General features: G+C 57.4%; 14 protein-coding genes and 3 pseudogenes. 7 read left to right on the top strand and 10 right to left on the bottom strand.

Annotation, left to right across the window (positions count from 1 at the left end):
- Genes X757_RS142960 through brxL form a run of 4 tightly spaced genes read left to right on the top strand, consistent with a single transcriptional unit; the run spans position 1 to position 8,574 of the window.
- The gene (locus X757_RS142960) at positions 1–552 is read left to right on the top strand and encodes a hypothetical protein (protein WP_023727144.1); all 552 of its coding nucleotides are present in this window, start codon (positions 1–3) and stop codon (positions 550–552) included.
- Positions 552–3,998 (top strand): BREX-1 system adenine-specific DNA-methyltransferase PglX, encoded by a 3,447-nt coding sequence (gene pglX / locus X757_RS142965; RefSeq protein ID WP_023727143.1) that lies wholly within the window; start codon positions 552–554, stop codon positions 3,996–3,998. The genes X757_RS142960 and pglX overlap by 1 nt, the downstream gene beginning before the upstream one ends.
- A complete protein-coding gene (gene pglZ / locus X757_RS142970) occupies positions 3,998–6,505 on the top strand; it encodes a BREX-1 system phosphatase PglZ type A (RefSeq protein ID WP_245275092.1) in 2,508 nt (835 codons plus the stop codon). Before pglX ends, pglZ begins: the two co-directional genes overlap by 1 nt.
- An 11-nt stretch (positions 6,506–6,516) precedes the next feature.
- A complete protein-coding gene (gene brxL / locus X757_RS142975) occupies positions 6,517–8,574 on the top strand; it encodes a BREX system Lon protease-like protein BrxL (RefSeq protein WP_023727141.1) in 2,058 nt (685 codons plus the stop codon).
- 64 nt (positions 8,575–8,638) lie between these two features.
- Here the strand turns inward: brxL and X757_RS1000000169090 are convergent, their stop codons facing one another.
- From X757_RS1000000169090 to X757_RS01000000165125, 6 genes and pseudogenes are all read right to left on the bottom strand, one after another.
- Entirely contained in the window at positions 8,639–8,812 is a 174-nt protein-coding gene (locus X757_RS1000000169090; protein WP_352967566.1) for a transposase, read from the bottom strand.
- 243 nt (positions 8,813–9,055) lie between these two features.
- Positions 9,056–10,122, bottom strand: a pseudogene (locus X757_RS142980) (IS3 family transposase).
- A gap of 193 nt (positions 10,123–10,315) precedes the next feature.
- A complete protein-coding gene (locus tag X757_RS142990; protein ID WP_023727137.1) occupies positions 10,316–11,770 on the bottom strand; it encodes a hypothetical protein in 1,455 nt (484 codons plus the stop codon).
- A complete protein-coding gene (locus X757_RS142995; RefSeq protein ID WP_023727136.1) occupies positions 11,767–13,092 on the bottom strand; it encodes a DUF4365 domain-containing protein in 1,326 nt (441 codons plus the stop codon). Before X757_RS142995 ends, X757_RS142990 begins: the two co-directional genes overlap by 4 nt.
- Before the next feature lie 284 nt (positions 13,093–13,376).
- Entirely contained in the window at positions 13,377–13,721 is a 345-nt protein-coding gene (locus tag X757_RS143000) for a hypothetical protein (RefSeq protein ID WP_023727135.1), read from the bottom strand.
- Positions 13,721–14,814 (bottom strand): annotated as a pseudogene (locus tag X757_RS01000000165125) (IS5 family transposase). The gene X757_RS143000 and the pseudogene X757_RS01000000165125 overlap by 1 nt, the downstream one beginning before the upstream one ends.
- Before the next feature lie 147 nt (positions 14,815–14,961).
- On the opposite strand from X757_RS01000000165125, the gene X757_RS143005 reads away from it, so the two are divergent.
- Positions 14,962–15,498, top strand: coding sequence for a hypothetical protein (locus tag X757_RS143005; protein ID WP_023727134.1), 537 nt, complete (start codon positions 14,962–14,964; stop codon positions 15,496–15,498).
- A gap of 511 nt (positions 15,499–16,009) precedes the next feature.
- Here X757_RS143005 and X757_RS1000000169085 read toward each other — a convergent pair.
- The 3 genes and pseudogenes from X757_RS1000000169085 to X757_RS143010 form a co-directional block, all read right to left on the bottom strand.
- A complete protein-coding gene (locus X757_RS1000000169085; protein WP_245275090.1) occupies positions 16,010–16,492 on the bottom strand; it encodes a thermonuclease family protein in 483 nt (160 codons plus the stop codon).
- Positions 16,443–16,874: a thermonuclease family protein gene (locus X757_RS1000000169080; protein WP_245275089.1), complete on the bottom strand. Its 432-nt coding sequence runs from the start codon at positions 16,872–16,874 to the stop codon at positions 16,443–16,445. The genes X757_RS1000000169085 and X757_RS1000000169080 overlap by 50 nt, the downstream gene beginning before the upstream one ends.
- A gap of 48 nt (positions 16,875–16,922) precedes the next feature.
- A pseudogene (locus X757_RS143010) lies at positions 16,923–17,213 on the bottom strand (transposase); the annotation flags it as partial.
- 925 nt (positions 17,214–18,138) lie between these two features.
- Here X757_RS143010 and X757_RS143015 point away from each other — a divergent pair.
- Together X757_RS143015 and X757_RS143020 are read left to right on the top strand one after the other, a co-directional pair.
- Positions 18,139–20,157 carry an AAA family ATPase gene (locus X757_RS143015; RefSeq protein ID WP_023727128.1) on the top strand — a complete coding sequence of 673 codons (2,019 nt, stop codon included), beginning with the start codon at positions 18,139–18,141 and terminating at the stop codon, positions 20,155–20,157.
- Between the two features lie 144 nt (positions 20,158–20,301).
- A complete protein-coding gene (locus X757_RS143020) occupies positions 20,302–21,105 on the top strand; it encodes a hypothetical protein (RefSeq protein WP_156933467.1) in 804 nt (267 codons plus the stop codon).
- A gap of 7 nt (positions 21,106–21,112) precedes the next feature.
- On the opposite strand, the gene X757_RS143025 is transcribed toward X757_RS143020, so the two are convergent.
- Positions 21,113–21,595: a hypothetical protein gene (locus X757_RS143025; protein ID WP_156933466.1), complete on the bottom strand. Its 483-nt coding sequence runs from the start codon at positions 21,593–21,595 to the stop codon at positions 21,113–21,115.
- Positions 21,596–21,627 lie beyond the last annotated feature (32 nt).

Genomic DNA, 21,627 nt, shown 5'->3' with positions numbered 1-21,627 from the left:
ATGAAAACATACAGAGCAGAGGCAAACGCAGAGCTTGAGTTTTCTTTTCCGGACGACCTTCCCTGGCACGAGTTGGATCAACAGGGCATAAGACTGCCCCAGCAGATGAAGTTCGTAGACCTCGTGATCGAACGAGACCAGGACGTCTTGCTCGTGGAAATAAAGGATCCGTCAATCTCCAGATGCCCCGACGATGAACGTCAGCGGTATTTCAAGAGGCTAGCCGACAACACGGTCCTCAAAGAGGAACTAACGCCTAAGGCGCGTGACTCCTACACGTTCCTTCATCTGATGGAGCGCGATGGCAAGCCCATCAAATTCGTGGTCCTGATCGGCCTCGACGCCTTCGACCACGAGAAGCAGAAAGCTCTTCTCGCAGGCTTCAAGGACCGATTGTTCGCCGACATCAAATGCGAGACAGATACGCCTTGGCGGCGTCAGCACATCGCTGATTGCGTCGTGCTTTCCGTGGACATCTGGAACAAAACGTTCGCCGATTGGCCCGTCAAACGGATTCCCACAACGGCAACTAGCGCGCAAGCGGCTGCCTGATGGATACTTCGAAACTCAAGAAATTCGCCCAGTTCGCCCGCCGCACCTTGATCGGGCAGGTCGGCGCCAAGCTCGACTCCGTACTGGCCGAAGGCGCCGCCGCGCGTCGTGAGCATCCGGAAGCTGTGAAGAAGCTTGAGGTGGCCATCGCGACCGACGGTAAGCGGCAGGTAATCGAGCGGGTCGCCTACACGTGGTTCAACCGATTCTGCGCCCTGCGCTACATGGACGTCAACGACCTGAATCCTGTCAGGGTCGTCTCGCCTCTGCCGGGCCAGTTCCAGCCAGAGATCCTGGCAGAAGCCAAGGCCGGGAACATCGATGAGGGTCGCGTGCCGGAGAAGGTTCGCGGTCAGATCCGCGCCCAGCTCGACGGACGCTCCCCCAGCCAGGACCCGCAGGCCGAGGCCTACCAGTTGCTACTCGTTGCGATCTGCAACGACTGGCACAAGGCAATGCCCTTCCTATTCGAGCGAATCGACGATTTTACCGAACTGCTGATGCCTGAGGATCTGCTGTCGAACAACTCAATACTCGCATATACGCGCGAAGCCATGACGCCTGATGTCTGCGAAGACGTCGAGGTCATCGGCTGGCTCTACCAATTCTACATTTCGGAGAAGAAGGACGAGGTCTTCGCCGGGCTGAAGAAAAACCAGAAGATCACCCCAGAAAACATTCCCTCCGCGACACAGTTGTTCACTCCGCACTGGATAGTGCGTTACCTCGTCGAGAATTCGCTCGGCCGGCTCTGGATGCTCAATCGCCCCGGATCGAAGCTCGCCCAGCAGATGGACTACTACATCGCGCCGGAAGAGCCGGAGGACGACTTCCTACGCGTCTCCTCACCAGAGGAGATCAAGGTCTGCGATCCGGCCTGCGGGTCCGGACACATGCTGACCTACGCCTTCGACCTGCTCTACGCGATCTACGAGGAGGAAGGATACGATCCCGCCGAGATCCCCGAAACGATTCTGACCCACAACCTCTACGGCATCGAGATCGATGACCGCGCCGGAGCGTTGGCAGCCTTTGCGCTGGTGATGAAGGCGGCTAGCCGACGCAAGCGGTTCCTGCGGCGGCCCGTCCAGCCCAATGTCTGCGTGCTGGAGAACGTTGCTTTTAAGGACGGGGAGTTGGCGGACTATACAGCCACGGTCGGACGCGACCTATTCACCAGCGACCTTCGCGAGACATTAAGCCAGTTTGCCGAGGCCAAGAACTTCGGCTCACTGATTGTTCCCAAGCTGGGGGACCTGACCGAGGTAGCCCGGCTTATTGCGACGAAGGATTTTGAGAGCAACCTGTTTTTGCGCGACGTGCATACTCGGGTCCAAGCAGCGCTGCGTATCGCCGACTATCTGAGCCCGAAATACCATGTGGTGGTAGCGAATCCGCCGTACATGGGCTGGGGCGGGATGAACCAAGGTTTGAAGGCGTGGGTCGAGCGAAAATTTCCCAATAGCAAGCAAGATTTAATGACATGCTTCATGGAACGCAGCTTAATTTTTCTTTTACGCCATGGTATTCTTGGAATGATTAACATTCCTTCGTGGATGTTTTTGATATCTTTCGAACAACTTCGTCTATCACTAATCAGAAACGCGAGTGTCCGTTCGTTACTGCATCTAGGGCGTGGTATTTTCGGTGCTGACTTCGGAACCGTCGCCTTTTGTTTGGAGAATTCAAAACCTTCATCATCATCGCGAGGTATATATAGACGACTGTTTGATGCGCATGTACAGGTGCGCGCGCCAGAAAAGATTGAAAGGCTATTCAGGGACCATTCGTACAACTGCTTTGTCGTTGATCAGATGGAGTTCCTGAAAATCCCCGGATATCCGTTTGCATATTGGCCAACCAGCGAAGCCCGTTCCGCTTTTCAGAAAGGGAAAAGTCTCGATCAGTTTGCCTCTATCGGAAAAGGCTTCGACACAGGTGACAATGATCGCTTCCTTCGGTTGTGGCACGAGGTTGAAAGTCCTTTTGATCGCTGGATACCGTGTCAGAAAGGCGGGCCTTTTCGCAAGTGGTACGGAAACAATGACTATGTCGCTGACTGGCAGGATGATGGCGCGACCCTTAAAGCTTTTCCAAAATCTAACCTCAGGAATTCTCACAACTACTTCAAGCGCGGTCTCACTTGGACACGAGTTTCAAGCGGATCAACCGCGTTCAGATACTTTCCTTCCGGGCAGTTATTCGAATCTACGGGGCCTTGCCTCTTTAGTGAAACACATGCGCTCGAATCGATTGCGTCCTTTCTGAATAGTAAAGTGACTCTAGAGTTTCTGAAGGTTCTGGCTCCCATGCTGGATTTCCAGAGCGGGCACATCTCAAATCTTCCGATGGTGGACAACGCATCCACCGAGGACGCTACAAAGCAGATCGGTATGCAGGCAATAAGCATCACGAAATCCGACTGGGACGCTTACGAAACCTCTTGGGATTTCACCACGCTCCCGCTTCTTTCACCTAACCACCGGCAAGTCACGCTGGCCGAAACCTACGCCGGTCTCCGCTCCCATTGGCGCCGGGTGATCGAGGAGATGCAGTTGCTGGAGGAAGAGAATAACCGCATCTTCATCAACGCCTATGGCCTCCAGGACGAGCTGACCACTGTAGTGCCCCCGCAGGAGATAACCCTGACCTGCAACCCGGCCTATCACTATGGTGGCATGAAATCAGAGGCCGAGCTTGAGGATCTGCAGCGCGCTGACACGATGGGCGAGTTCCTTAGCTATGCTGTAGGCTGTATGTTCGGCCGCTACAGCCTCGATGCGCCGGGCTTGATCCTGGCCAACAAGGGCGAAGGATTCGAGGACTACCTGAAGCGCATACCGGAACCAAGCTTCCCGCCCGACAGGGACAATGTGATCCCAATTCTGGACGGCGACTGGTTTGCCGACGACATGGCAGACCGATTCCGCCATTTCCTTCGCTTGACTTTCGGGGAGGAGCGCCGTGTCGAAAACCTGGCGTTCATCGAGACGGCGCTCGGTAAGGATATCCGGCGCTTCTTCCTGCGAGACTTCTACGAAGACCATGTCCGCCGCTACAAAAAGCGCCCGATCTATTGGCTGTTCTCGAGCCCGAAAGGCACATTCAACGCGCTGGTCTACATGCACCGCTACCGTCCCGACACTGTGAGCACTGTGCTGGATTACCTGCGCGAGTTCCGCCGCAAGCTGGACTCGCATCGGAACGAACTGGCGGCGATCAGCATCAGTTCCGCATCTGCACAGGCCGACAAGGCCAAGGCTCTGAAAGAGATTGAGAGCGTCAGCCGGAATATCGATGAACTGGACGGCTATGAACGTGAGATCCTCTACCCCCTTGCGACGCGCCGGCTTGAGATCGACCTCGATGATGGGGTCAAGGTGAACTACGCCAAGTTCGGCAGCGCGCTCAAGCCGATCAAAGGCCTGGGCGATGCGGAAGACTGATGATGCAAGATCGCATAGCCCTCGGCCTTCAGGCCCAATTCGAAAAGCACGACATTGTCTTCTGGTACGATGCGGAGCGTAGCTTCCGCAACTCCTTCGAGGCGGTGTCGATTCCTGGTGTGGAGAAGGTCGAGATTGCCAATAACGAATTTGGCGTGAAGCACCGAATCCTTCGTGAGGCGGCGCCGAAGCAGAAGTTCCTGCTCTATAGGGAAGGTCCCGAACCGGATCAGCTCGAGAACTGGCTGCTGGACGTGCAACTTGCCAATGGCGTGTTTCGGATGGACCAGGTCTCGAACTGGCTCTCCGAGCTGGGCCTCGGGGTCGGCTTCTCCGATCTCGTCCGGAAGCACAAGGAGTTCTTCGGCGCGGCCAGGCGCATCGAGCAACTCAAGCGATTGCTCAGGTCGGACGATACGGCAAATTCCCTCCGCCTGAAGATGCTGGCGGTCTGCACCAACGCGGATCCGACCTTCGACACGGTAGTCGAGAGCCTGTTGGCCGAGCACGCCGAGAAGAAGGACGACAGGCTGCGGCTGATATCCCGTGTCGCCCTAGACGAATTCGTGTGGGAGCAGATGGGCCGGCACTACGGTTATCGCGCCAAGGATCCGTCTATTCCCGATTTCGCAATCGAGCTGTTCAAGTCCTGTTATGCCTTTGGTGTCGGGTCGGATGCGCGCCTCTCCTCTGAGGCGCTGGTGTTCTTTCGGCGGTGGAAGAACAACCGCAACACGGCCGAAACTTTCGAAACGCTCTCGGCGGAATATGAGGAGGCACTCGCCATTCCGGCTGATCTCGCCAAGCGCGATTTTCGGACGCTGATGGAACTTGACTATTTCCGCGAGATCGACCGGGAAATCATCCGGAACCTTGTGCGCGAGGTCGGCGCGCAGACGTTGCCCTACGCTGACGTGGTCAGCTGGCTACGCCAGCGGCGACAGAGCCACTGGTACCAAGAATTCGCCGACCTCTATCAAGCCCTGAGTCATGCCGCTGATTTCCTGCAGTCGGTCTCTCAAGCCACACTGAACATGGAATCCTTGTCGGATGGGGCTCGACGCTACGCACAGTCCTGGTTCCGCATTGACCAGATCTATCGCCAGTTCGTCTTCCATATGCAGCGCTCCGCACAGGCGTCCTTGATGGGCGACCTGTTCGAAAGGATCGAGAACCTCTACGTCAACACTTACCTGCTCAAGCTCAACAACCGCTGGCAGGAACACATCGACGCCGCTGACCGATGGGAAGCGCCGCCTATCATGCGCCAGCGGGAATTCTACGCATCTCAGGTCGCCCCCTATAGGCGCAAGGACCTGAAGCTTTGCGTCGTTGTTTCCGATGCCATGCGATATGAGGTCGGAGAAGAGCTGCTCGGCCGCATCCGGAGCCTCGACCGCTACGACGCCGAGATCGAGCCGGCGCTGGCGTCGATCCCTAGCTACACCCAGCTCGGGATGGCGTCACTCCTGCCCAACAACGAAATCCGGATCGCCGGAGACGATACAGGAGTCGTACTGGTCGACGGCGCCAGTTCCCAAGGACTTGTGAATCGCCGCAAGATCTTGGAGAGCGGCCGCGCTGGAGACCGGGTTGCCGCCCTGAAAGCCGAAGAAGTAATGGCCATGAAAGGGGACGAAGCGAGGACCCTTCTACGCGATCACGACGTCGTCTACATCTACCACAACCGCATAGATGCGGCCGGAGACAAGATGGTCTCGGAGGAGCGGGTCTTCGAGGCCGTAGAGGACTCGCTCGACGAGTTGGTCAAGCTCGTGAAGAAGCTGACTGCGGCCAACGCTAGCAATCTCCTGCTCACTGCCGATCACGGCTTCATCTACCAGCATCGGCCGATCGAAGAGAGTGACTTCTCAGGTGCCGAGGTCAGCGGTGATACAGTCCTGTTCAAGGATCGCCGCTTCGTGCTGGGCAAAGGATTCGTCGCGCAATCCGGCCTCCGGAAGTTCGAGCCCGCCGCCCTCGGTCTCGAAGGCGACGTCGAGGTGCTGATCCCGAAATCCATCGGCAGGCTGCGCCTCAAAGGATCCGGCAGCCGCTATGTGCATGGCGGCGCCTCCCTGCAGGAGGTGATCATCCCCGTCCTGAAGATCAACAAAAAACGACAGAGCGACCTGTCGGCGGTCGAGGTCGACATCGTCGCCAGTTCGAACAAGACAATCACCTCCGCCCAGATTTCTGTCCTTTTCTACCAATCGACCCCGGTGACGGAGAAGGCTCAGCCGCGGCGGCTCCGGGCGGGTATTTACAGCGGTTCCGGCGAACTGATTTCCGACAGCCATGATCTTCTGTTTGACTTCCCCTCCGAGAACCCGAGGGAAAGGGAGATGCCCGTGCGATTCCTGTTGTCGAAGAAGGCCGACGAGTTCAACGGGCAAGAGGTCGTGCTGCGGCTCGAGGAGCAGCATGCTGGCACGTCGCACTTCAAGGAGTACCGGAGCATGAGATATCTGCTACGCAGGAGCTTCACGAGCGATTTCGATTTCTGAGGAGCGAGCGATTGAACGCGCTGGATACCAAAATCAATGCGGCCTTCCCGGGGCTGGTCGTCCGAAAGGACCTGGTCAAGGCGGTCAAGGGAAACGCTATCGTTCCCACCTATGTGCTCGAATATCTCCTCGGGCAGTACTGCGCCACGAGTGACGAGGCTTCGATCCAGTCCGGTATCGAGACCGTCAAGGAGATCCTGCGCAAGCACTATGTCCATCGAAACGAGGCAGGACTGGTCCGCTCGAACGTTCGGGAAAAGGGCCGCTACAAGGTCATCGACAAGATCGGCGTCGCGCTGAACGATAAGAACGATGCTTACGAGGCGGAATTCGCGAACCTCGGCATCAAGAAGGTCGTTGTAGATTCTGGGACGGTGAAGTCCCATCCCAAGCTGCTGGTAGCCGGAGTTTGGTGCATCGCGGACGTCGAATACGAGCACACCGAGGACAAAGCCGTCTCGCCATGGATTCTCGGCACCCTTAAGCCGATCCAACTCTCCCATTTCGACTATGAAGCCTATCTGAAGGCGCGCCAGGAATTCACGACGGACGAATGGATCGACCTTCTGATCCAGAGCATAGGTTTCGACCCGGAGATGTTCGGGAAACGCAGCAAGCTGATCCAGTTGATGCGGCTCATCCCGTTCGTCGAGCGCAACTACAATCTCATCGAGCTCGGGCCAAAGGGTACGGGTAAGTCACACATCTATTCCGAGTTCTCGCCGCACGGAATTCTGATCTCGGGTGGCGAGGTTACCGTGCCCAAGCTGTTCGTGAACAACCAGTCCGGCAAGCTCGGGCTGGTGGGATATTGGGATGTCGTCGCGTTCGACGAGTTCGCGGGGCGGCAGAAGCGGGTCGACAAGTCGCTTGTCGACATCATGAAAAACTACATGGCGAACAAAACGTTCTCCCGAGGCGTGGAGACACTGGGCGCCGAGGCCTCGATGGTGTTCGTAGGAAATACCAAACACAACGTCCCCTACATGCTCAAGCACACCGATCTTTTCGAGGAGGTCCCCGAGAAATACTACGACTCGGCGTTCATCGATCGCCTGCATGCCTACATCCCGGGTTGGGAGGTGGACGTGATCCGCGGAGAAATGTTCTCCATCGGCTATGGATTCGTCGTCGATTATCTCGCCGAAATCCTGCGGCACCTCAGAAGCGACGACTATTCCGATCGCTACAAGGACTTGTTTCGGTTATCCTCGGCCATCTCCACCCGCGACCGCGACGGAATCAACAAGACCTTCTCAGGGTTGATGAAAATTCTGTTCCCTGGCGGCGGCGCGTCGAAGGAGGAGACCGAAGAGCTTCTCAGGCTCTCCATCGAGGGCAGAAAACGCGTCAAGGATCAGCTGATGCGGATCGACACCACGTATCCCGATATCGATTTCTCCTACTTCGCGGCCGGAGACCGGAAGATCGCCGTCACCACGCTCGAGGAAGACGAGTACCCTACCTACTATCGCCGTCGGGCCGCTGCGCAGCAGGAGGGCCAACCGGAGATCCAGGAGGAGGTGGTTTCCCGGAATAGCGTGCCTTCGATCAGCAAAGCTGAAAGCGTCTTGCCGGATGCGAGGGAAGGCCACCGAGTTTTCAGTGAGAACCAGAAGGGCGTTTCATTCGACTTGCTCTTTGGCCCCTATGTCAGGGGCGCACGGAAGATCACGCTCACGGACCCCTACATCCGTCTTTTCTACCAGGTCCGGAACCTGATGGAGTTCATCGAGACCGTCGTCAAGCACAAGGCGCCGGAGGACGAGGTGGACATCCATCTCGTGACGGCGCGCGATGATCTCAAAGCGGATCAACAAAAGGCCAATCTGCTTTCCATCGAAGAGTCCTGCCTCGGTTCAGGCGTCAATTTCACCTGGGAGTTTGACGGTGCCGGAACCATCCACGCGCGCCATATCGTGACTGATACGGGCTGGAAAATCTCGCTGGACCGAGGCCTGGATATCTTTCAGCACTACGAGATGAACGACGCCTTTAGCCTGTCGAACCGACTTCAGCAGTTTCGGTCCGCCAAAGGATTCGAGGTGACTTATATGCGCCTGGGTTAACGCGGTTCCTTATGCCAGTCGCGCTCGATGCCGAACTTGATGTATTAGGTCCACATTTCATCGGTCACATTCCACAGCTTACCACCCAATAGCCCCTCGCCCATCGATGCTGGCTCCAGTAGCGTTTGCGCAATATACCGAACTCGCTCTGCAGCTTGCGCGAACTGCGCCCCCTCGAGGTGCTGCACCGCGCGCGACACTGACAGGTTCGGCGGGATCGACGGATCGACACCAGCATATGCAAATGGTCGCGATTGATCGATTGATCGATCCGGCATGCACAGCCACCTCATGCGCCTGCGCCGTCTCGCGCAGCAGTTCTCGACACCGGCTCCCAACGTCGCCACCGAGCACCGCGCAACGGTATTTCGTCACCCAAACCAAGGGATACTTGCAGCCCCAACCGTGTAGCTGCCACGCTTTGACCTGAGACCCTTGTTCCCTCCAGTTCAGTGGAGAGTCCGGAGTTTCATTTCTGGCCTCATGCGGCCTGTTTTTCCAGAGCCATTTTGATGGCGAATTCGATGGGCGTGATGTTGCCCAGGGCTGAGTGTGGTCTGTTCTGGTTGTAGTCCTCCTTCCATAGATGGATTGCTGTCCGTGCTTGCGTGAGAGTGGAGAACAGCGTTTCGTTCAGGCATTCGTCGCGAAATCGGCCGTTGAAACTCTCCACGAATCCGTTCTGCATCGGCTTGCCGGGTGCGATGTAGTGCCATTCGACGCCGCTTTCCTGGCACCATTTGAGGATCGCCATCGATGTCAGCTCGGTGCCATTGTCCGAGACGATCGTGCGAGGCCTGCCGCGGCTGGCGAGGATGGCATCCAGTTCCCGAGCGACGCGGGCGCCCGACAGCGATGTATCCGCGACCAGCGCCAGGCACTCGCGCGTGAAGTCGTCGACGACGGCCAGAACCCGGAACCGGCGTCCGTCCGTGAAGGCATCGCTTACGAAGTCTAGGCTCCAGCGCTCATTCGTCCGGCCCGGCGCGATCATCGGCCGTCTCGTTCCCAAGGCCCGTTTGCGGCCGCCACGTTTGCGGACCTGGAGCTTCTCTTCCCGGTAAAGCCGCCGCAGTTTCTTCTGGTTCATCACGATCCCTTGCCGTTCAAGCATGATGTGGTTGCGCCGGTAGCCAAAGCGGCGGCGCTCGGCAGCCACCGTCTTCATCGCGGCTCGAACGGCGGCATCGTCCGGCCGGATGCTTGCGTAGCGAACGCTCGAGCGATCGACGAAAAGAGCCTTGCACGCCCGACGCTGGCTCACCCCATGCCGATCGCAGGCGTGGGCCACAGCGTATCGCTTGGCATCGGGCGTCACCATTTTTTTGCAGCGACATCCTTCAGGATGGCATTGTCCAGCATCTGCTCAGCCAGCCGCTTCTTGAGCTTGGCGTTCTCCTCTTCCAAAGTCTTCAGCTTGCGCGCATCGGAAACGTCCATGCCACCGAACTTGGCCTTGTATTTGTAGAAGGTCCCTTCCGAGATCCCATGCTTGCGGCAGACATCGGCGGTCTTCATGCCCGCCTCCTGCTCCTTCAAAATCGCGATGACTTGTTCTTCCGTGAACCGTGAACTTCATTCGTCCGTCTCCTTGAGCGGGACAGACTCTACCAAAAACTGGAGGAGCTTCAGGGTCTCAGGTCAGCTTGTATGCTTCCATCCACACAATCTATACCGGAAGCGCCACAATCCCAGCCGCCTAAATGCGTGGGGTTTCCAGATCTGAAAGCTGCCCCAAGTGTCAGATATATCGGCCATAGTCCGAATTTACCTTCTCATCGGTAATATATTTGAGGATTTCGCCGACATTGCGGGCCGCCCGAATCGGTATGGGCAGCTTCTGATTCATCTGCGTCGAATTCCAGTTAACCTTGGTCAACGAGAAGACCTCTTCCGCCAATGTTCTGACGGTGCTGTCACTGCGCAAATGGGGGCAAATCAACAGAGGCTTGGGATCGTACCTGCCTGGATAGGTGCCATAGTAGGGAATGCTGCCTGTCGTGTAGAGCAAACCCTTGCCGCCCATCTCCACGAAGGTTCCGCGCATCACCGGGTAGTTTCCGTCACGAAGCACCTTGATGTGCGACGATTCTTGCACCCAGACCAGATCCCGCAATTCGGTACCAACTTCTTGGAGCGCGTCCAAAATCCCCTCCGCCTCCTCATCGCGAAACCTAGATGTCTTCAGGACGATCACCCTAGCCGGATAATTCATGTGATGGGCACGGTAGGCGGCGAGCACCTGGCGAATCAGTTCCTTGGCATCGTCCTCGGCCATGTATGGGTGCCGGCCCCTGGTCTCGGTGCGGGCGCGCTTGCCCTTGAGAATGAAGCCCCGGCCCCGCTCGTCGAACATCTGCGCCGCGCTGGTGAACAGCTGCTGCCCTCCCACTTCGCGGTAGAAGCTGATGCCGATGTAACAGGCAGTAAACTCCCCCTCCTTCGGCATACGGCGCCACGGAATGCGTCCCGTCCCCTTATAGTACAGCGTCGTCATCAGATTCCACGTGCGGTCGGCCTCGTCCTGGATTTGGCGGCCGGTGGCTTCCTTGACCTTCTGGGGGATGATCACTGCGTCGTCCAGCGTATCCTCCCAGGCGATCTGGATCGGGAATCGAAGATCCATGGCGCGCGCTTTCAGCATGCCGCGGAAGTTCGGCGCATCGGTTCCCCCGCTGTCCTCTTGCTCGGTAGTTCCATCAGGGGAGTATTTGGCGTTCACCACGCGTTCGATGAGGTTGACCGGAAGTGCGACAATGGCAACGTTCGGCCGCTCGGTCCCCTCGTCGATGGCCCGAAGCTGGATCATGACTTCATCGACGGCCATCTTGACCGCCTTCTCGTGGTTGGGTTCTTTCAGGATGGCTTCGATGCGAGCCTGCGGCATGGCCAGAGCGGCATTCTCGACGAGCTCGAACTTGCAACGGAACGGGTTCTGGTTTCCCAGCCCGGGAAAATCGGGGTGGAGGTTGGGATGTTTCTCGGTCTTGCCGGGGAAACCAGCGGTCGCGTCTTCCAGGTAGCGCTTGGTGTCCTCGATGGTCTTGGCATTGCCGACGACCGCAATTCGAATGGAGTCACCGAGGGGCGTCTGCAAAGGTCCGGCCTCGTACAGGCCGAGCCGTGGATCCGGATGGTGGTGCTTGTCGCCGAACTCGAGATGTGGCTCATCGAAGATAATGGTTTCGAACTTCATAGGAATTCGATCTCCGCCTGAGTGCTGTCGTCGCCGTTGTCTTTTGCCTTCTTCGTACCCCAAGCGTCCTCAGGCACCTTCGTAGCGAGATACACCTCAGGCGGCTCCCCGAATTTCAATTGGCCTTCGAGGTTCGGCTCGGCGAAGAGATCGTCGGCACTGCCATCCTGCCTGGTGAGGAAGCGGTGCCAGAGTATCAACTGACCGCGCAGCGAAGCACTGTTGTCAAGGCGCTTCTTTCCGGCCAGCAATTCGGCCGGATAGGAATGCGGCTGGAAGCCGTTGGTCGTGAAGTAGTAGTTCGGGTTCACCACTAAAAACCACTCATCCATAAGGTTTTCAAAGCGCGGGATGAACGAATGATGGCGCACGAAAGACACTCGGGTCGTATCGGCTTTTTGCATGGCGACATTTACGACGTAGGAGCTGGCCTTCTGCTTGGAGGACTTGTAGGAGAACGACCTCGATGCATTCGCCGCCAACGCCTTGAAGTAGAACTGGCCGCGGTCCTTGTCCCAGCCCAAATCCTTGTAGAACTGATGACCCAAGGCCCGCCGAAGAAGATGTGCGAACACGTTGCGCTCGTGGACGTCCTCATGGAATGCTAAATGACGCGTGTCTATGGCCTCAACCTGGTCGAGTTCGACGATCTCTCGGCAGACAGTCTTCCGCGGATCCTGGAACGACCATAGCGTGTCACTCTTCATGACCCAGTCGAACCGGGCGGGCTCGTCGAGATCGAGCAGTATTCTGCCAGCGTCTTTCGCCGAATGGGTGGTGGGCGCGACATACATCTCAGGAGGGAAAGTTATGGGGAGCATGTTGACGAGGGCAAACTCGCCACCTCCCAACGGCGGGATATAGTAGCCGAAGCCGGCCTTGGGAACGGTGATTGCGGCCAATCTATCGACGGCATCGGTGTCGAGACAATCCAGCTTCTTGTCGAACCGCAATCTGCGCTCGGAGTCGTCCGATCCGCGCGGGATCTCCTTCCAGAAGAAGGTCTCGTCGGAATCGCGGTACAGGACAATGATCACCGGCAGATTCGACGGGCGCCAATATTCGAGGTCTTCGCTTCGCACCATATAGGTGAAGCCGTTTTTGTCCTCCGAAGCATATGCATTTCCATGGCGGGCCTTCACCTGGACGGCGATCATCTTCGCAAGTGGGACACCGTTGTCCATCACTTCGACGATGCCATCTACGCCTGCTTCCAATCTCGACCTGACATCGAACTGAAATCCGATTTTCAAGAATCGAAGTCGGGCTGCGGTTTCACCAATCTCACCCAGCAGCTGATTGTCGGTGATCTTCTTTGACATCGACGCTCCAAAGGAACAATAGGCGAACAGCTCCCAATATTGGGATTGTGCAGTCGGTTGTCGATAGTCATTTGTCGGGTAGAGTCACATACCCATAGCTTTTTGACCGCGCCGGAGACTGCGCCTCACGGCCATTCGGGTTTCCGCCACCGCCTACCAGAAGCGGCGCTGGAGCAGGCCGGATGCCGGGGCTGCTCTTTGTGGCATGCGATGTGATAGGCTGCTGCCTGAGGCTAATAGCAAGAGGTAGCCTGCGAACCGCACCTAGCAGGCTGTTGAAGAAGTCAGGCTCTTTCGCAAGCGAAGCCTGAATCGTCGGCGTTGTGGATGTAGAAGTGGCCGACGAGGCGGCCTGCAGTGCCAAAGACAGCCCAGCCGCGGCCAGAGGCTGGGTCTTTGTCATCATGCCCCTCCCACGAGAATTCCGCGCATGCTGAGCCATCGCGGGTGCCATATCGGACATCGAGGAAGCCCTTGAGTGCGCCGAAGGCGATCTCGCCATCCGCCGAGCCTTTGAATGTCAGATGCGCTTCCTCGACGAGATCGAGGAAGTCGTTATCCCAAACATCCATCTCGACGATGCGCCAGCGGCCGGCAAAGGCCTTGGCGAAGCCGGGAACCTTGGCCATCAGCCGGTCTCCGCCATGAGCTTTGGCAGTCGCACCACATTGTAGGCAGCGGCTGCGAAGGTGAAGGCCCATCCGACACGGTCGCGGCCGCGGAACCTCGTCTTGTGCTGGCCGGCCACGACCTTGATCCAACCGAATGCCTCTTCGATGCGCTTCCTGATGCGCTGGCTGACAGCATAGCCGCCATGCCGCGTCGTGCGCCCGTCGATCGCGGAACTGCGGCCGCTCGTGTTGTTCTGCGCTACATGCGGCGTCACCCTCATCGAGCGCAGCTCATTGACAAAGTCTTCAGTGTCGTAGGCCTTGTCGGCACCGAGCGTGATCGCCTGTGGCCGTTCCGCGCGAGGTTCGATCATGTGCAGTGCGGCCACCCGCTCAGCATGTCCGTCGGCCAGTGTCAGGCAGGCGTCGACCAGCAGGCCGTGGCGGTTCTCCATCAAGCCATGTCCCATAAAGCACAGCTTGGCCTCCTTGCCTTTGCCCTTGCGATAGAGCCGGGCATCCGGATCGGTGGTCGAGGCATGTGTGTCGTTCGAGCGCTTGTGGCCATGGAAGTCCGCTTCCGCGTTTCGCCCGCCCCTTCAGCCGGCGGCTCGCCCGAGCCGTCCTTCGGTTTGACGCTCTTCATCGACGCCCAGGCCTCGATCAGCGTTCCGTCGACCGAGAAGTGATCCGTCGAGAGAAGCCTCTTGACCTTGGGCTGTGCCAGCACCGCGCTCAGGAACTTTGCGGCGATGTTGCCCTCCAGCAGCCGGTCGCGGTTCTTGGAGAACACAGAATGGTCCCAGGCCGCATCGTCAACGCCAATGCCGACGAACCAGCGGAACAGAAGGTCGTATTCCAGCCGCTCCATCAACAGCCGCTCCGAGCGGATCGAATAGAACGCCTGTAGCAGCATCGCTCGCAGCAGCTTTTCCGGCGGGGTCGAAGGCCGCCCCATCGGCGAATACAGCGCCGCGAAGTCCCGCTCCAACGCCGCCAGCGCCTCGTTCACAATCGCCCGAATGCGGCGCAACGGATGATCGCGCCGCACCCGAGCCTCGAGATCAACATAACTGAACAGTTCGCCAGACCGGTCGTCCCCGCCGCGCATGCCTCGTTCTCCGAATCTCTTCGGAGACATTGAATCACGCTCACAGCCTCGCTGCGAGCCACTTTTTCAACAGCCTGCTAGGGAGCAATTTCGCTTAGTGCTGATGTGAGCAGTTCAAATTCTTGGGTCAAAGCCGGGGGGCTAATAATGTTCGGGATGTTCAAGAAGAAATTGCCGATTGACAGAAGCCTTTTGTTTGCCGCCGTCCTAGACGCGACCGCCGACAGGGTGGAGGGGTACTATCGCGATGGTGTCGCAGGGACGGCACCCGTCCAGACCTATCGGAAAACAGAAATTGTCATCTTCTCTATTATCCTCGTTAAGGCAGCGATAAGCTGTTTCTCGGGCGTGCAAAAAACCGCAGATGAAGATGCCGAGAATTTCGTGGTCACAGGAGCGAAGTATATAGCTCCAAACGTCAGAGCCGATGAGCTCACCATCATGCGCATGATCTTGGGGCGCGAAGATGAATATTACCCCGTTATCGAAGCTGAAATGGTAAACAGAAAATCTGGATCTTATAGCGCTCAACAGATAGGTGCCATGCTCGATAAGCACGCACTCAACATCGAAGCAGACGAAGACATAGATTTCGCTGACGCATCAGTTCGATCGACCGCGCTTTACGCTTCGTTCCTGGGTGCAATCGAGACTGTAAAGTCCATCTATGCCGGAACGATTTAATAAGGCTCAAATGCGTAACGAATTGGAGCTGGTGTTGGGTACGATCAACCAGAGGCTCACCGCTGGCCGCAGTCGCCCGGGGTTCCCCATCCCGCTCCCACTGACGATGCTCCAGTCGATGTCGCGAAGATTCCTCGGCGTAGCACCTGGATCGGCGAAGCATTTCATACGGACGTGGGCTTCAATGCCCGATAGAATGTGCGGAAAGCAAATTCTCCGCAGTCGCTCGCATGGCTTCGGCCTCGGCGAGTTCCTCGTCCGTCGGAGCACGTTCAACGAATGCTGCACCCCGACTTGCGAGACCAAGAACGCGAAGGATTCCATGTGGCCGTGTACTTCTTGGTCAAGGCGGGATCAGAGATTTACCTGTACGCCGCTGGCTGTCAGGTTTGATCATTTTGGAAGCTCGACCGCTTCTGGCGTTCGACGGGCCCATGCTGAGAAATATCAAAACGGCGCCGATGTATAGCCAAGGCTTTCCCAGTCCGGCACTCTTGTCTTCCCTGCGGCTTTATCGCTTTGCTCGACGCCAACCTGCCGCACGAGCTTCGGCCTCAGAGCAAAACCAGCGCTCGCCCTTTCCAGTCGATATGACTGTCTCGGCATAATGTTCTTGGCCAGGCAGGTGGTAGATGTGCTCACCAGAGTTCACGCTGATGTTGCCTTTGATGTTGCAGCCTGAGCCGAGAAGCCCGAAACCGGTCGATTGCTCGCTGACAGTCTCGACCTTGTCGGCATTGACCGCACGCCAATCCCAAGGTTGATCGAGCCGCCCCCGCCAAAGGCCGCGGTGAGCCGCTTTGGCAGTGCCTTGCTCGGCGGCGAATGTTCCCTTCGAATAGCGCGGCCAGTCGAGGGCCAGACCCTGTTCGACAAGCCAGCGCTGAACGCTGCGACCGTCTGCGCGATCGCAATTCCCTACAAGCCGGCCATAACGATCGCGGTCAATAAAGCTGCAACGCAGCGGTCGCGAAGCTGCCAGGAACTCGACCAAGGCTTGGGCGGCGCGGAGCCCACAGGGATTCGAAGCCCTTGGCGTCGTCGCAATACTGGCGACTCTCCGGTGCGTCGATGCCGTTGAAGCGGATGCGCTGACCAGCAATCTCGACCGTGTCGCCGTCGATCACCGAAGCGCGGCCTTCCATTGGGCCAGGCAATGGTTCAGTCCAAGTTGTTATGGTGCTCTGAATGCCAGTGATGAGGCCAGAGGTGCTCTGGATAGCGAATTGGGTGACTGCTGCGGCAAGCGTTCCAACGCCCAGCAAGAGGAGCCCCAAGAGCGGTCGCGGCAATCGCCGTGACAGCATTCTCCTGCCGGCGCGCTTTCGCCACCGGTCGGCCTGATTGGCACCTTGATAACGGTGGACTTTGCCCACGTCCCTCTCTCCCCTGCGGAAGAATGCTTCTGACCTGCCACTGAACATTCATCCAGCGGCGATTAGAGCCTTGGCCGTTTCTGTTACGCCTCTTGGCGCGGGTTGAGCAACCGGCGGAGGCGCAGAGCCTTCCATCAGCACAGCGTCGGAGCCGGTTGCGGTGATGTCCTCGGCGTATGCCGCCGGGGTCTGGTAGCCGAGCGAGGAATGAGGCCTCGCGGTGTTGAAGTCGTCCCGCCATTCGGCGATTGCACTGCGGGCGTGGTCGAGGCCGAAGAACAGGCTCTCGTTCAAGAGCTCGTCGCGCATGCGACCGTTGAAGGATTCGACATAACCGTGGCTCCCCCGCATCATCGTAGTTTTTCGCGAGCATCGCGATCCATAGGCCTTGTTCCGCTCGCGCCTGCTCTTTGCTGCCGTACACATAGATGTATATGTTCGTCGGAGAGTCATGGTACCGGAAGCCGCTGCGCTTTCTGGCGGCGCGGAAGCGTTTCAGGATTTCAGTTTCCAGCTCGCTCTTCGTGGGGACGCCCTGGGCGGCTACATGCTGCGCTATCTGTGTTTTGACAGGAACGTCGTTTATTTCCTCGTTCACGAGGGAAAACCTGTCATTGTCGGCTGTTTCGTCAGGTCCGCACGCGGTAACCACCACGAGGACGGCTCCAGCGATAGACGCGCGGCAAAGCCTCAGTGCTATCTTCATTGTTGCTGTCTCCCCACCCCTGGAACAGGCCTTGCGCCTCGATTTATTGCACGTTGCGGAACGACATAGAAGTCGCCTTTCAGGTCGGAGGGTTACACCGTTAAAACCCAAAGGTGCCAGCCGAGAAACGCTGTGGTGGCGGCTTCAGCGAGGAACGGCCCGAACGCCGCACCTAGTATTCCGGCCACGCGGAGCCAGATTTATATTAGGCATCTCTAAATGACCGCAGTAGGGTCGGTTGCCGCCATTCCCAGCGGATACCAAGCGTTAGATTTTCACCACTAGATCATCGTCAACGTGCACAACTTCACCCTCGAACCTGATCCTGTCTCCTGGCTTGGCGTTCTGATCGATGATCGAGTAGGGAAAATTGGCGGTAGGGATATGCAGGGCCACGCGCATCCTCGATGCGCTTGCCCACCGTGGCGATGATAGCCACCTTGTCACCGATGTTGATAGAGGAAGAATCGGAAGCAGATTGCCGCCTTCTTCTGATGACACGGCACAAAGAACAGCATAACCCTAAGCCTCATAAGAAAACTGGCTTGGGGAAGCACCATGGAACTGGTTTCGTTCAGGGTCACAAATTTCAGATCTATCTCGGACAGCGGCGACGTAAAGGTATCTAGGATTACTGCGCTGCTCGGCAGGAACGAGAGCGGAAAATCAACGCTTCTTCTAGTCCGAAGTCTGAACCCGGCAGAAGGGTTCACTGCGCTTAACAAGATAAAGGACTTTCCAAGAAGCCGTCGCCTGGAGGAGTGCACCGACGATACGCGCGTTGTGGATACGTCCTGGGTACTTAGCAAAGCGGAGCAGGCCGAACTGGCCACGATGCTCCCGCGAGCATCGGGCATAACCGAGATTTCCATTGGAAGGAATTACGGCGGCAAGCGCTGGGTCAATCTCGCGAGCCGCCTCCAGCCCCTTGGCTACGACAAAGCAGCAGTCAGCAGCAAGATCCGGAAGATAGGGCCCGCTGTACTTGCTGTGGTCGAGAATGTCGCGGACGACAGGAAGGAAGACCTGAAGACTGCGGCCGACGCCTTCGAAACGAGCGCAGCCGCACTGGATGATGGTTTGGCGTGGGCCAAAGTTGCCAGCCCTGCGGTAAAGGCTTTGCGGATCGCACTTGCTGCTGCCGGCACCGAACTATCCGATAAGCAGGATGCTTTGCTGGATGAAATCGACGATCTGGCTATCGCCGTCGGGCAGGACGAGCAAAAGCAGCAACAGGTGCGCGACTGGTTTGTAGGCAAGCTGCCGGTGTTCATGTTCCTGGATGAATACCCTTCCATGAGTGGTCACCAAAACGTCGCGGAATATCTTCAGAGGAAGGAAGCTGGGGGGCTCACGCCAGCAGATGAGCAGTTCGAAAAGCTCTGCAAAGTGGCCGGCCTGAATGCTACCACCCTCCAAAGCTTGTCTGGCACCGACGCTGAAACACGGAACCAGCTTGCAAACCGTGCCAGCGCGGTAGTGACAGGCGAGATTAAGAGGCTCTGGAAGGATAGACCACTCAAAGTCCGCTTCAGTCCTGACGCGCAGTTTCTGGACACGTTCGTTTCCGACCCGAACGCTGTCTATGATGTCGAGGTTAACCTCGATGAGCGCAGCCGTGGCTTTAAGTGGTTCTTCGCATTCTATATAACTTTTGCGGCGGATACGAACGGCGGTAAGGCTGAAAACGCGATCTTGCTGCTCGATGAGCCAGGCCTCTACCTCCACGCCAAATCGCAAGCCGACCTGCTGACGTTGTTCAAGTCGGGCTTCAAAAATCAGATTCTCTATTCAACTCATTCGCCATTCATGGTGCCGACCGACAGCCTAGACGCCATTCGGACGGTGAGCATTGATGAGGAACACGGTACGACAGTCAGTAATGACCCGGCCGGCGATTCTAGAACCCTTTTCCCCATACAAGCGGCGCTGGGTTATGACCTGGCTCAAAGCCTCTTTGTCGGCCCAAACAATCTGGTGGTTGAAGGCGTCACCGACTTCTGGATGCTTTCCTCAATTTCGGCTTACCTTCGCGACAATGGTAAGACCTCGCTCAATCCCGAGCTTACGATAACGCCGGCCGGGGGAGCCCAAAAGGTCTCCTATATGGTGGCATTGCTGACATCGGAAAATCTCAAAGTTTTGGTGCTTCTTGATGAGGAACCACAAGCCCGAAACACCAGTCTGGAACTTCTCAAGACCAGACTGATGAAGGAAGATGGCTTGGTGTTTGCCTCGGAAGGTTCGGGTACGGCGGAGGCCGATATCGAAGACCTGCTTGACCCGGCAACCTATGAGCGGCTGGTACGCGATGCCTACGTAAAGGAACTGAAGGGCAAAACACTCACGCTCAACCCAAACATTCCACGAATTGCGAAGCGGTTCGAAGACGGCCTGAAAGCCCTGAATATCGAATTTTTCAAGACCAGGCCAACTCGACTGCTGCTTTCAGAAATGGCCACGAATCCTACAGGGATTGTTGACGCTGCCACCGCCGATAGGTTCGTAAAACTCTTTAAGGCCATCAACGCCAAGTTTCAAAAGCTAGTAGCCAAGGGCGGCAAGGCTTTCAACTAGCGGCCGGGAAGCGTGTGCAGCAACGGAGGCAGAGGCTACGGCGTCAGGCATTCCTGGTTCGCTTATTCCGGCCCTCGCCAAGCTCGTACGGCCCCACACCGTGGCCTTTTATTGTGTCATCGGGTTTCAAGGGAGGGACGCTGAGTGAAGATGGACGAAATGTCTAACCAGCCCGCGCTAGTGATTGGGTTCGAAACCGACCAGCTATTCACGGCCGCAGAAATGGGCCGTTTCCTGATTGCCGTCCAAAAGGACTACCAGCGCCTCTACGGCATCTCTCTAGTCGTCGTGTCCATGGAAATTGGTTCATGGTGGACCAAGCTCATTGAGTGGGGACTCTGGGGGATTAGTCACGCCGACGAAGTTGGTGAAGCCGCTGAAGCCGGTAGCAGGATGTTGGATTTCGGAGGCAAAATACGCGCCCTAATACGGCATAGGAGTAAGCAGGCCCCGGAGGTCGAGGTCAAAACCCCCGAAGTTCTTCAGCTACTTAACCAGGCAATGAAATACTCTGACAAAAAGAATGCGAACTTTGAGATTTATCAGGAGGATATCTATAAGGACCACACCCGAAAATTGATGGTTCGGATGACGTCCAGCGAAGCGAAGGGAATCCGCAAACACGAGCGCGCAAGGCGGAAGAAGAAGCAGAAGCCAACATTGGCCAACAATGCACCGACGACCTATAGGGAGGTTCTTCCGGCTTCTAGTACGACACTGCGCGCCGATATGGGGGACCTAATTAAGCGGCTTACCCTGACAGGCCCATCGGATGACATCGCCGCAATGGTCGAGATCATCGCTCAAACCTTGCTCGCTAGTGGCAATATCGGAGGGCTGGAGGAAATCGCACGCGCGATGGACCATGCCGGCAAGTATGCTTTAGCTGAGCAGATTCGCTCTCACATCCCGCCCCGCAATGAGGGGACGGCCCACACATGGGATTAGGACAGGCTTAGTCCTTACCAAGCCCGGCAAGGCCCTTCGGGGCCTTCTTTTCGTACCGCTCCAGCACGATGGCCCGCTTGACCAGGATTTCCACCCTCGGCTTGAAATGTATGTCCGGGATATGAGGCTTGCCGGTCGCATAAGCGTCCACGGCTTCGTCGGGAGACTTACCATTACCGATGAGTATGCCGGCAGCGGAATACCAGCACACGTCTCCAGTGTGCCTAATGTCATCCGTATCGATTTCGAGCTTGTAGAGGAACTTGCCCTTTTCGCGGTCCCAGGTCAGCCGCGCCCAGCTCTCGTCTCGCCATGTGTAGAGGGAGTTGGCGCGGAGGTCGTGACCGTTCGGGATACCGTCTCGGAAAGCTTGCTCGGCCAGAGCGTGACTAGCGTGCAATGTGGTTGCCGCGTGGTCAGCGGCAGAGGCCACCACATCGCCTCGTTCGAAGCGCCGTGTATCTGTTCTCCAAACGATCTGCTTTCCCATTCACCACCCCTCGCTCGTCGACCGCCTTGGCG

Origin of the sequence: Mesorhizobium sp. LSHC412B00 (genome assembly GCF_000503035.1) — a bacterium.
Lineage (GTDB): Bacteria > Pseudomonadota > Alphaproteobacteria > Rhizobiales > Rhizobiaceae > Mesorhizobium.
Note: the sequence above shows the minus strand (reverse complement) of the source record. Positions and strands in the feature narration are given on the sequence as shown.